Source organism: Streptomyces sp. NPDC002133 (assembly GCF_040296405.1).
GTDB lineage: Bacteria > Actinomycetota > Actinomycetes > Streptomycetales > Streptomycetaceae > Streptomyces.
Genome location: NZ_JBEOXF010000030.1, coordinates 79,843 through 92,127, shown reverse-complemented (window position 1 = coordinate 92,127; position 12,285 = coordinate 79,843). Strand labels below are relative to the sequence as shown.

The 12,285-nt window shown below is 71.1% G+C and carries 9 protein-coding genes and 1 pseudogene; 1 reads left to right on the top strand and 9 read right to left on the bottom strand.

The window, feature by feature from the left end; translation table 11 throughout:
• Nucleotides 1–99 precede the first annotated feature (99 nt).
• The 9 genes and pseudogenes from ABT078_RS25620 to ABT078_RS25580 form a co-directional block, all read right to left on the bottom strand.
• Nucleotides 100–399, bottom strand: a pseudogene (locus tag ABT078_RS25620) (helix-turn-helix domain-containing protein); the annotation flags it as partial.
• A 413-nt stretch (nt 400–812) separates the two neighbouring features.
• Complete coding sequence (locus ABT078_RS25615) at nt 813–1,001, bottom strand: MbtH family NRPS accessory protein (protein WP_351231530.1); 189 nt, start codon at nt 999–1,001, stop codon at nt 813–815.
• Nucleotides 998–4,924 (bottom strand): non-ribosomal peptide synthetase, encoded by a 3,927-nt coding sequence (locus ABT078_RS25610; protein WP_351231528.1) that lies wholly within the window; start codon nt 4,922–4,924, stop codon nt 998–1,000. The genes ABT078_RS25615 and ABT078_RS25610 overlap by 4 nt, the downstream gene beginning before the upstream one ends.
• Nucleotides 4,921–5,148, bottom strand: coding sequence for a phosphopantetheine-binding protein (locus ABT078_RS25605; RefSeq protein ID WP_351231526.1), 228 nt, complete (start codon nt 5,146–5,148; stop codon nt 4,921–4,923). Before ABT078_RS25605 ends, ABT078_RS25610 begins: the two co-directional genes overlap by 4 nt.
• Before the next feature lie 5 nt (nt 5,149–5,153).
• Nucleotides 5,154–5,786, bottom strand: a complete 633-nt coding sequence (locus tag ABT078_RS25600; protein WP_351231524.1) for an isochorismatase family protein — start codon at nt 5,784–5,786, stop codon at nt 5,154–5,156.
• A 13-nt stretch (nt 5,787–5,799) separates the two neighbouring features.
• Nucleotides 5,800–7,521, bottom strand: a complete 1,722-nt coding sequence (locus ABT078_RS25595; RefSeq protein WP_351231522.1) for a (2,3-dihydroxybenzoyl)adenylate synthase — start codon at nt 7,519–7,521, stop codon at nt 5,800–5,802.
• Nucleotides 7,522–7,547: 26 nt separating this feature from the next.
• Nucleotides 7,548–8,744 carry an isochorismate synthase gene (locus ABT078_RS25590; protein ID WP_351231520.1) on the bottom strand — a complete coding sequence of 399 codons (1,197 nt, stop codon included), beginning with the start codon at nt 8,742–8,744 and terminating at the stop codon, nt 7,548–7,550.
• A gap of 53 nt (nt 8,745–8,797) precedes the next feature.
• Entirely contained in the window at nt 8,798–9,601 is an 804-nt protein-coding gene (locus ABT078_RS25585; RefSeq protein ID WP_351231518.1) for a 2,3-dihydro-2,3-dihydroxybenzoate dehydrogenase, read from the bottom strand.
• A 483-nt stretch (nt 9,602–10,084) separates the two neighbouring features.
• Nucleotides 10,085–10,225: a hypothetical protein gene (locus ABT078_RS25580; RefSeq protein ID WP_351231516.1), complete on the bottom strand. Its 141-nt coding sequence runs from the start codon at nt 10,223–10,225 to the stop codon at nt 10,085–10,087.
• Between the two features lie 484 nt (nt 10,226–10,709).
• Between ABT078_RS25580 and ABT078_RS25575 the strand changes: the two genes are divergently transcribed.
• Complete coding sequence (locus ABT078_RS25575) at nt 10,710–11,915, top strand: cytochrome P450 (RefSeq protein ID WP_351231514.1); 1,206 nt, start codon at nt 10,710–10,712, stop codon at nt 11,913–11,915.
• The last annotated feature ends 370 nt before the right edge of the window (nt 11,916–12,285 follow it).

Here is a 12,285-nt window from a genome sequence, read left to right as displayed (position 1 = left end):
CTCCGTATGCTCATCCGCCGCGCCACCTCGCTCTACCGATGGGACGGTCGCCCCACCACCAAACGCCTGAAGTAACGCCTACTGCCGGGCACTCTAAGCCGGCCGCAGCTCGCGCACCCGCTCCCGCAGGATCGTCAGCCCGCGCTCCCAGCCGATCCGCTCCGCGATCACCGTGACGGGCATCGTCGGGGTCTGTTTCAGCAGTTCCCGCACGGCCGGCTCCACCGCGTCCACCGCCGAGCCCTTCGGCGCCCGCCGATACCGCGGCGGACGGTCCGAGCCCAGCGCCCGCAGCACGGTGTTCCTGGAGATCCCCAGCTGACGGGCCACCGCCCGAGCCGACAGCCCCTCCATCCGGTGCATCCGGCGGATCTCAGCCCAGTCCTCCACGTGGATCACCCTCTCTTCCTCCCGACTTCAGAACCAGTGAAGTCAGGATGATCAAGAGATCGCAGAGTGGCTCACTTTTCAGCCGCCGTCCGTGGCCCTCGTTTCACCCGTTGCCGAGATCATCTTGCCGAGTTGGCGTGGGAGCGGGGTTTGAGCATCAGGCAGCTGGTGGAGGCGCCGGCTGCCGAGCGGCCCACTGCGGCACGGCGTACGGGCGGCCGGCGGTGGACCGGGAGGCGGTAGGTCGGCCGCTGGGCGTTGCCATCAGTGACGCCGAGGCCGACCAGGCCTGGTCCCGTCGACGTCGAGGGCGTCCGTTCCCGGCACCGGCTCGTCGCAGTCCATGGCACTGGTGTACTTGACCTGAGCCCGACAACAGGTCGCCGCGGGGGTCATCGCCTTCCGTCGTCCGGCGCCGAGAGTCATCCCCGGGCCGCATCCACCTCGCGCGCGCACGCGTCGTGTGGGGCCGGGCCGAAGCGGGCCCTCCAACCCGGCGGTACGGCACGCCAGGCGGGCCACAGGGACAGCTGCCCCTGGGCGTTCTGCAGCACGAGGTGGGTGTCCTTGTCGGCGGGGCCCGGATCGAACGGACCGGCTTCACTGCTCATGCGTCGAGCTCCGTCATGCGCGCCGCCAGGATGGCGGCGATGTCGTCGAGGTGGCGGTCCTGCAGGAGCTGCGCATGCGTGCAGTCCAGGTCGTGATTGACGATCGGGCCGCTGACGTGCGCGCGCCATGCCTTCCATGTGAGCCAGTCCTCCGCCCGCGGCGCGGCTGCGGTGAAGAAGAGCAGGTCGCCCTCGTAGCAGCGGTGCTGGTGCTCACGCACCAGGCGCGCGTGGTTGGGCACGATTTCGATGATCTTCGACAGGGTCCGGTCGGCGAGCCCGGCGAGCGGGCTGCCCACCCGGCGCAGCGTGGCCATCACGTCGTCGCGGGTGCGCTCGTCGGTGCGGTCGAAGCCGCCCATGCGCAGCACCGCGGTGAGCGCGTCGCCCTCCTCGGGCGCGGGCCGCTCCCTCCACTGCTCGGCCGGGAACGCGTCGAACAGCGCAAGCAGTTCGATCTTCTCCCCGGCCTCCTGGAGCATGCAGGCCGCGGTATGGGCGAGGATCCCGCCGAGGGACCAGCCGAGCAGCCGGTACGGACCATGTGGCCGCACTGTGCGGATGCGCTCGACGTAGTCGGCTGCCTGCTCCCGCAGAGTGCGCGGCAGCGGCTCGTCGCGGACCAGGCCGCGCGCCTGGATGCCGTACAGGGGCTGGTCCGGAGCGAGGCGGGCGGACAGGCCCGCATAGCACCAGGAAATGCCACCGCCGGGATGGAACGCGAACAGCGGGGGCCGCTCGCCGTCGGTGCGCAGCGGAAGGAGGACGTCGAGGGCGACCTCGGCCGCACTCCCTCCGCGGCCGGCGCCGCGCGGCGGCCCCGCGGCGTTGATACGGGTGGCGAGAGCGGCGGGTGTCGGTGCCTCGAACAGCGAGCCCATGTTCAGCTCGGTGCCGAACTCCTCCCGCACCCGCGCCACCAGCCGTACCGCGGACAGCGACGTGCCGCCCAGGTCGAAGAACGCGTCGTCGGGACCGGCCCGTCCGACCTCGAGCACCTCCGCGAAGAGTCGTGTCAGCGCCTCCTCGAGCGGGCCCGACGGACGTCTGGCGCCCTCACCGCCGGTGAAGACAGGGTCGGGCAGTGCACGGCGGTCCAGCTTGCCGTTGGGGCTCAACGGGAACGCGTCGAGGCCGACGACCGCCACCGGAACCATGTGTTCCGGCAGCACCCGCGCCAGCCGGGCCCGTACGGCCTCGGGATCGGCGCCGCCGGTCACGTACCCGACGAGCCGGTCCTCCCGCACCACGGCGCACGCGCCGTCCACGCAGGGCTGCGCCACCAGCGCGGCCTCGATCTCGCCCAGCTCGATACGCTGCCCGCGCAGCTTCACCTGGTTGTCGGTGCGGCCGAGGTACTCGACCTCGCCCTGATTCGTCCAGCGCGCCAGGTCGCCCGTGCGGTACATCCGGCCTCCGGGCGGCCCGAAGGGGTCGGCGACGAACCGGGACGCCGTCAGCGCAGGGCGGTTCAGATAGCGCTCGGCCAACTGCCGACCAGCCAGGTACAGCTCACCCGGGATGCCCGGCGGGCACGGCTGGAGCGCCGCGTCCAGCACGTACAGGCGGGTGTTCCACACCGGGCCGCCGATCGGCACCGTGCCGCTGCCGTCCCGGGCGCACACGTGGTACGTGACATCGACGGCGGCCTCCGTCGGCCCGTACAGGTTGTGCAGTTCGACGCCGGGCAGCGCCCGCACAAAGGCGTTCACCGTCTCGGAGGGCAGAGCCTCACCGCCGCAGAAGACCCGGCGCAGCCCCGTGCAGGCGGCCGTGTCGGCCTCGGCAAGGAAGACCTGGAGCATCGACGGCACGAAGTGGCAGATGGTGACGGACTGTTCGCGGATCAGAGAGGCGAGTTCGACCGGGTCCTTGTGGACCCCCGGCTCGGCGACGACGAGCGACGCACCCTCGCGCAGCGGCCACATGAACTCCCACACGGACACGTCGAACGACGACGGAGTCTTCTGGAGCACCCGGTCGTCGGCGGTCAGTGGGTAGGTGTGCTGCATCCAGCGCAGCCGGTTGTCGATCGCCCCGTGCGAGACGACGACGCCCTTGGGTCGGCCCGTGGAGCCGGAGGTGTAGATGACGTACGCGGGGTGGGTGGGAGTGAGCGGACGTGCCGGGTTGGCCGGTGGGTAGGGGGATATGTCGAGTTCGTCAAGGACGACGAGTGGGGCGCCGGCGTCCACGGGAAGGCGTCCCGCACGGTCGACCACGGCGCACACCGGCGCCGCGTCCTGGATCATGGACGCGAGTCGCTGCGCCGGATAGTCCGGGTCGAGCGGCAGATACGCGGCACCCGACTTGAGCGCGGCGAGCACGGTGGCGACCAGCTCCACCGAGCGGGGCATCGAGACCGCGACCACTGCTCCCGGCCGGGCGCCGAGGGTCTGCAGGTGCCGGGCCAGCCGGTTGGCGTGGGCGTTCAGCTCCGCGTACGTCAAGGAGCTGTCCCCGTACACCAGCGAGGTCGCGTCCGGGGTGCGCATGGCGCGCGCCTCGATGGGGCCGATGAGCGTGGTGGCCGGCAGCGTGTGTTCGGTCTGGTTGAACTCGTGCAGGACCAGGGTGTGTTCGGCGGGTGTCGCGATGGTGTGAACGGCGAGCGGCTGCTGCGGGTCGGTGCCGGCGAGACGGTCCAGCAGGTGCAGGAAGCGCTCCTGGTGGGCGGCGAGTTCGGCATCCTCGTACAGGGAGGGGTTGCCGTCGTGGTCGATGCGCAGGCCGCGGCCGTCCGCGCGGTCGTAGACGTTGACCCTCAGGTCGTCGACAGGCCCTGCGGCGAGGTTGTGCGCCCGCGTGGGCGCGCCCGCGAAGTCGACGCCGTAGTCGAAGGGCATGACGTTGATGACCGGGCCGAACAGGGCCCGGCTCGCGCCGAGCACTCCCAGGTCACGGCGAATGTCCTCGTAGCGGTAGCGCTGGTGGCGTCGCACGTCGCGGATGCCGAGCACGACCTGGTGCACCAGGTCGGCGAAGGTCGCGTCGGGGGAGACCGCCAGCCTGAGCGGGAGCACGTTCATCACCATGCCCGGCACACGCAGCGAGGCCGACCCCATGCGGCCCATCATGGGCAGGCCGAGCACGACGTCGGACCGCGCGGTGGCGCGGGAGGTGTAGAGGGCGAGCGCGGCGATCAGGACGTCCGGCCATGTCGCGCGGAGCCGGGCGCCCAGTTCGCGCAGACGCTCGGTGATTACGGGAGTCAGCTGAGTCGTGCGGCGACGGAACGTGCGCGAGGGCAGCGCGCCGCGGCCCGCGAGCCGGGGTGCCTCGGGCCGGTCGGCGAACACCTTCGCCCAATGGGCGCGGTCGGCCGCGAAGGCGTCGGACGAGTGGTAGGCGGCATCCTCGGCGACGAGGTCGGCGATGGTTCCGAAGGTGCGCGGGGCGGGTTCCTCGCCGCCTGCGAGCGCCGTGTAGACCTCGGCCGTGCGCCGTACGAGGAGCGAGTAGCCGAAGCCGTCGATGACGAGGTGGTGGATGCGTTGGTACCACAGCCATCGCTGCGCGCCGACCCGGAACAAGGCATGCCGGAAGAGCGGTCCGGTCGCCAGATCGCAGGGCTTGGCGAGGTCGGCGCGCATCCACGCCACGGCCTTCCGCTCGGCACCGTCGTCGCCGTGCAGATCGAGAACCGTCAGCGGCGGCTCGACGGTGGCGCTTATGTGCTGGCGCGGACCGTCCGGGCCGTTCTCGACGTGTACCCGCAGGGTGTCGGCCTCGGCGGCGACGCGGCGCAGGGCCGTGGCGAAGAGGTCCGGGTCGAGCGGCCCGTCGATGTCCAGGCACTCCGCGGTGTTCTGTGCGGGGCTGAGCGGATCGAGGGCCTGTGCGTACCACATGCCCGACTGTGCCGCCGTCAGCGGCAGCACAAGGGCCGGGGTCCCGGTGCCGATGGTCGTGGAGGCGGTCATGACGCCCCCAGCAGCGGTGCCCAGGCCTTGATGGCCGGCTGCTCGGCAAGGTCCGCGAAGCCGGCTTTGACGCCGTGCTCGCGGCGCCACCGTTCGAGCAGTGCCATGATGCGGACCGAGTCGAGTCCGTAGTCGACGAGGTTCTCGTCGAAGGGGATGTCCGCGGGGTCCTCGCCGAGACTGTCGGCGACATCGCTGCGGAGCTGCTCCAGAGTGAGTGCCACGGTGCTCAGAACTCCTTGAAGAGCGCGTCGGTGGTGGTCACGAACGCGCAGCGGCCGGCGGCCCAGCGCAGGGCCATGTCGTGGTCGTCGCGGGAGAAGTCGGCGACGGCATCGGCGACGACGAACGCCTGAATGTCCCGCATCCACGCATCGCAGGCGGTCGCCAGCACGCCGATGTGCGCGTACACACCGATGACGACCAGCTGGTCGCGGCCCGTCTCACGGAGAAGCTGCGCCAACCGGGTGCGCACGAAGGCGCTGTACTTCCACTTGGTCAAGACCCTGTCGCCGGGCTGTGGCGCGACGTCGTCCGGCACGGCGAGCGCCCCGGCGTCGTCGGCGACGCCGGGGCCCCAGAAGTCGAGCTGGAGCCCGCGCTGCTGGGGCGTCTGGCCGCCGCGCTGCGTCGAGTACACGACCGGTACACCGAGGCTGCGGGCGCGCTCCAGCAGCCGGCCGGTGTTGCCCAGCATCCCGGTCAGCGGCTGCTCGCCGGACGGGAACGCACCGAGGAAGTGGTTCTGCAGATCGTGGACGAGCAGCACGGCGCGCGCGGGGTCCGCGGTCCAGGTGACGCGGTTCTCCGGCAGTTCGTCCGCCGCCGGCAGCGGATAGGGTGCGATGGCGGGAAGTGCCATGGGAAACAGCCTTTCAGCGCTGCTCGGTGGCGGCCGCGGCGGACCGCAACCCCTTCTTGGTGACCTTGCCGACCCCCGTCTGCGGGAAGGCGTCGACGAACTCGACGAGATCGGGGACCTTGTAGGCGGCGATGCCGCGGTCACGGACGAACCGCTTGATGGCGGCCGGCTTCAGCTGCTCCGCACCCTCGCGGAGGATGACGTAGGCGAGGGAGCGCTCCCCGAGATACGCGTCGGGCACCGCAACCACGGAGACGTCGTGCACGGACGGATGGGCCAGGATGATGTTCTCGACCTCCTCCGGCGCGACCTTCTCACCGCCCCGGTTGATCTGGTCCTTGGCCCGGCCCTCGACGACCAGGTGGCCCGTCGGGGTGCGGCGCACGATGTCGCCGGTGCGGTAGAAGCCGTCCGGTGTGAAGTCGCGCGCGTTGTGGCCGGGCGCGCGCCAGTAGCCGCGGATCGTGTAAGGGCCGCGGGTCAGCAAGTGCCCGAACGCGCCCTCGGGGACGTCGTGTCCGGCGTCGTCGACGATGCGGATCTCGTCGTCCGGGGAGATCGGGCGGCCCTGCGTGGTGACCACGGTCTCGAAGTCGTCGTCCAGCCGTGTGTAGTTGACGAGCCCCTCGGCCATGCCGAAGACCTGCATCAGCCTGCAGCCCAGGGTGGGTTCCAGACGGCGCGCAGCCTCCGCGCTGTACTTGGCGCCGCCGACGAGCACCAGGTCCAGACTCGCCAGGTCGTGATCCTCCTGCGGACCGGTCTCGGTCCACAGGAGGGCGAGCGGCGGCACCAGCCCCGTCATCGTGATCCGCTCCTGCTCGATGAGCGGCAGGGCCGTCGCCGGGTCGGGGCCGGGGCACAGCACGACGGTGCCCCCGGCATACAGCGTGCCCAGCCAACCCGGCGAACTCATCGGGAAGTTGTGTGCGGCCGGCAGGACGACGAGGAAGCGGGTGTCCGCGTCGACGCCGCAGATCTCATTGGAGCCCCGCAGCGAGTAGATGTAGTCGTCGTGAGTGCGCGGGATGAGTTTCGGCACTCCCGTCGTACCGCCCGACAGCTGGAGGAACGCCAGCTCGTGCGGCTCCGGTCCGGCGGGCATGACGACCGGGTCGCAGGGCACGTCGGACAGTGCGGTGTGCTCGCCCGGGTCGCCGACGACGAAGACATGCCGCAGGCTCGGCGTGCGCTGCGTCATCCGCGTCGCGAGCTCGCGGTGGTCGAAGCCCGCGTGACGGTCGGGGACCACGTAGGCGACGGCCTCGGCGAAGGAGCAGAAGTGGCCGATCTCCGTCTCCCGGTGCGCGGGCAGCGCGTACACGGGCAGCGCACCGATGCGGAAGAGCGCGAAGGCGACCTCGATGAACTCGCCGATGTTCGGCAGATGGAGGACGACCCGGTCGCCCTTGGACATCCCGCGCGCCGCGAATCCGGCGGCCAGCCGGTCGGCGCGCTCGTCCAGTTCCCGGTAGGTCCAGGTGCGGCGCTCGGGCGCCGGGTCGACGAGGGCGATCCGGTCGGGGTGGGTGGCGGCGCGCTCGCGCAGTACGCTCCCGAAGGTCTCCCCGCGCCAGTAGCCCGCCGCGCGGTAGCGCTCGGCGAACTCCGGGGGCCAGGTGGGTGCGTCGATCCCCGGAGTGGTGGCAGTCGGAGGGCGCGGCGCGGTGGGGGTCCTCCCGGCCGGAGGCCGGCGGACCCTTCTTGAAGGGGCGGAGGCGGTGGGGTCCCCCATGCCGGAGGCCAGGGGAGGGTGGGCGGTCACAGCGAAGCCCCCACAGCATCGAGAAAGGTGCGGAACTTGGCGCCGGTCTCGGCGGTCTCGGCCTCCGGCGACGAGGCGGCGACCACCCCGGCGCCCGCGAACAGCCTGAGCGAGCGCCCTTCGGCTTCGGCGCAGCGGATCGTCACGACCCACTCGCCGTCCCCGTCCGCGTCCTGCCAGCCGACCATGCCGGTGTACGGGCCTCGGTCGAAGGGCTCCGACTCCGCGATGACGGCGCGGGCCACCTCGGTCGGGGTGCCGCACACCGCCGGTGTGGGGTGCAGGGCGGTGGCCAGCTCCAGGGCGGTGACGTCAGGGTCGGCGAGCTCGCCCGTGACGGTGGTCGACAGGTGCCACATCGCCGCCGTACGCACCAGTGTGGGCCGCTCGGGCACCTGCAGGAAGGTGCAGAACGGCGTGAGCGCCTCCTGTACGGCGTCGACGACGACGGCGTGCTCGTGCAGGTCCTTGGGCGACTCCAGGAGCGCTGCCGCGCGCCGGACGTCCTCGGCCAGGTCGGGACTGCGGGGGGCGGACCCGCCCAGTGGGTTTGCGGTCAGGCGGCCACCCGTGCGGGCGACGAGCAATTCGGGACTGGCTCCGATGAGCGTGCGACCGGGGCCGCTGGGGACGGCGAAGGTGTAGCCGGCAGGGTCGCGGCGGGCCAGGCGGCTCAGCATGGCCGGCAGATCCGGCTCGTCGGGCGCGGTCAACTCCAGCGTGCGGGCGAGGACCACCTTGGTGAACTCCCCGGACCGCATCCGCTTCACCGCGTCGGCGACCGCCCGCCCGTATCGCTCGGGCTCCGGAACCTCCCGCACCTGCCAGTCGGTGCCTTCCTCCGGGAGCGGCCCGGGCAGGGCGGTGAGCGGGTCCTCACACAACGGCGGCGCCCACTGGACGGACTGGGGGGAGACCAGCGAGTGCGGGGAGGCCGGAGCGAAGGGCACGGAGCCCACGACGACCGGCGCCGGGGCGCCCGCCCGTCGCCGTGCGTTCAGGACGGCGCGCACCCGCCATGTCAACGGCCGCGTGTCGTGGGGGATGTCGGCGGCGGCCCCTCTGCCCAGCAGGGTGTGGTGGGGCGACGCGAGGAACCGGTCGCTGCCCGGGCGGTAGGCGTCGAGCAGGGCGGTTGCCGCGCCGGGCGATACCAGAGGCGTGGCTGTGGGTTCGCGCAGAGAGGCGGACATGGATGTCTCCAGCGGGGGAGGGCACGATCCGTGGTCGGGGAGCCGCTGCGGGTTCAGGCCCGCAGGGTGGCGCCGCCGTCGACGTACAGGTCGTGCATGGTGATGTGACGTGCGCGGTCGGACACGAGGAAGGCGACCGCCTCGGCGACGTCGGAGGGGTCGGCGATCCGGCCGAGCGGGATGCCGGTGCGGTGCGTCGCGAGGTCTCCCTCGACGATGCGGCGCGCGGCGGCTGCCGGGTCCTGGTCGTCGGAGGCGGTCCACATGGCGCGCTGCATGTCGGTCAGAGTCGAGCCGGGGGAGACCGTGTTGCAGCGGACGCCCCGTGAGGCCACCTCCAAGCCCAGGCATTTGGTGAACATCACAGCGGCGGCCTTGGAGGCGGCGTAGGCGGACAGGCCCGCGCGGGGAACGCCGGCCGCGTTCGATGCGACGGTGACGATGCTGCCGCGGCCACGCGCGGCCATGCGGCGGGCGGCTGACCGCGAGACGTGGAATACGCCGTTGGTGTTGACGGCGAACGTGGCCGCCCAGTCCTCGTCCGTCAGGTCCACGACCCGGGAACCCCGCAGGATTCCGGCGACGTTGACTGCGATGTCCATCGCACCGAGCGCGGGCTCCGCCTCGGCCTCGGCCACGAGGGCCTCGACGGCCGCGGCGTCCGTGACATCGAGTGTGCGGGCGGTGACTTGATCGCCGTACTTTGCGGCGAGCGCCTCCACGCCGTCGGGGTCCAGGTCGGTGGCGAGTACGCGCGCGTCGCGTTCGACGAGCGCCGTCACCACCGCCTTGCCGATGCCCCGGCCCGCGCCCGTCACGAGGGCGAGCCGTCCGGAGAGTTCAGCGTCGGCACTCACTTGACCATCGCCTTCCGGATGTCGTCGAGCACCGAGACCGCCGCCTCCATACCGCCCGGGCTCGCCCACTTGGAGCCGTCCATCACGGTCGCGTGCTTGTCGCGCACGGCGTTCAGATGCTGCTGGTAGGCAGGCTACTCGGCCAGCTCGTCGGGGAGTTCGGCGTCCGAGCCGATCGAGGACGGGATGCCGATGAACAGCCAGTCGCTGTCGATCTCCCCGAAGTTCTCTTAGCTGATCGGCGTCGAACTGCCTTCACCCTTCTCGGTCTGGACGCCGGGCCGCTCGAAGCCGAACATTCTTCAGGATATCGCCGATGAGCGCGCCCTGCTGTATGACGACCGTGCCGTTCGCCGAGTAGTGGGCCACGGCCACGCTCGCGCGGGAGCCGAGGTCCTGTTGGAGCACCTGCTCGCCGGAGCGTTGCCCGGCGCGGACGACGTCCGGCTCGTGCTGACACGACCTTCTCGATGTCCGGGGCGGTCACCGCGCCATCAGGGCCCTGCCCTTCGCCTGGTCCACGAGATACACGGGGGCGCGCTTCCGGCTGCGGCCCGCGGTCGGGCCGACCGGTTTGACACCGAGAGCGAGCATCGAGTTCGGATCCATCTCGCTGAGCGCCATCACCCGCTTCGGCGTTGGCGGGGAACGCGAATCCGACCGGCATGTGCTCACCTCGAGGCACGTCGTCCCTGTGATGCGGGAGCGAGGAGCCGGGGCTATCGTGAACATGTCGGTGATGATGAGCGTGTCCGCGCTACCGTGCGTCCTGGGGTACTCCTGGTAGAAGGCCGGCGTGAACTCCTTGACACTCGCGCTCGGCACTCACTGTGCGCCGTGGCGCATCCGGGGCAACGGCTTGATTGTCGATGCGACCGGACACGCCGCACGTTCCTTGCGACGATCACGGGTACGCAGGACGGCGTGACACTGCAGGAGATCCGTGCCCAACGCGCCGCGGCGGCGGCTCGCACGGTGCCGCTCGGACGGCTTTTCTGGCATCCGAAGACGCCTCGTTCATCAGCGGCGCCCTGCTGCCCGCCGACGGGCGCAGACGATCCACACCGTGGACGGCGCGCCGCAAGCGGCGAGAGACGAAGGATCGCCCATGACGACGACTGTCCGAGCAGACCTCACGGACCTCGACAACTTCGCCAACGGGTTCCCGCATGATCTGTTCGCCCGGCTCCGCCGCGAAGCACCGGTCAGGTGGCACGAGCCCACCGAGCACACTCCGAGGAGAACCGGGTTCTGGTCGGTGCACACCTACGCCGAATCGCGGGCGATCCTGCTCGACCCCGCCGTGTTCTCGAGCGCCCAGGGGACGGTCCTTTTCGAACACCCGTGGGCTGGCTACATGATGAACATGATGGACAACCCGCGCCATGCCCGGCTGCGCCGCCTTGTCTCCGGTGGCTTCACGCCGAGGATGGTGAATCGGCTCGAGGACGAACTGCGGCGGCGGAGCGTGACGTTGATCGACGCCGCCGTCGAGCTGGGGCGATGCGACCTCGTCGAGTCGGTCACCGGTGAGCTCCCCTTGCAGGCGATCTGCATGCTCATGGGGATCCCGCAGCAGGATCGCCACCTCCTCTCCGAGTGGGTCCACCACGTGTTCGACGTCAAGGCCGACTCGACTGTCGACGGGGCGCCTGCTGCGGCGGCGGAGAGCCTTCTGCAGTACGGCCGAGAGATCGTCGCCGAGAGGCGGCGCAACCCGCAGGACGACCTGCTGTCGGTCATCACCCATGCCCACCTCCCCGACGAGGATCCGTCGCACCTCATCGAGCCGGAGATCGACGCGTTCTTCGAGCTCCTGTTCGGCGCGGGGGCGGATGCGACGCGCAGCGCGGCATCGTGGGCGCTCGTCGCGATGTCCGCTGACCCGACGATCCTGGATGCGGTCGCCGACGATCCGAGTGTGCTCACCACACTGCCGGACGAAGCGGTCCGCATGATGAGCCCCGTCGCGCACAACGTCCGCACGGCCACGCAGGACTGTGAACTGGCGGGACATCGGATCTCCGCCGGGGACCGCGTCGTGTACTGGCTCGCCTCGGCAAACCGTGACGAGGCGATGTTCTGCGACCCCCAGCGTGTCGATGTTCGTCGCGAGCCCAATCCGCATCTCGGGTTCGCGCAGGGGCCGCACTTCTGCCTCGGCGCCAACCTCGCCCGTCTCGAGCTTCGGGTGATCCTCGGCGAGTTCGCCGCCCGCGTCGAGAGAGTCGAGCTCACCGGTGATGTCGAGTGGACGCGCAGCAACAAGTACAACGGCATCAACGGGATACCGGCAGCGCTCGTGCCGCGGTGAAGGCGGCCCGCTCCGCGAGGTGGCCGCTGTGCGCGTGTCCGGGGTGTGGGTCGTGCCGGAGGTCGTCCCGCACGTGATCTGCCGCAGTAGCGTCGCGATCGACGAATCCCGCCGATCTCGAGCCACTGATCTTCCGCCTGTATCCCCTGCCACAGCGACCTCATGGGCGGTTGCCTCGCCGAGACCGGTCTGACCATCAGCACGCGAGCGCCCGGCACGACATCACGGGGCCAACCTCAGTGACCTCCCCGCTTCGGTTCATTGGCTGAGCTGGGCTGATCGGAGGGGCGCCGTGGTTGTCGGCCGCTTGTCGCCGAACGGGCAGGGACAGCGCCGCTGGTCAGGTGGCCGGCCCGGGCATGGCGAGACA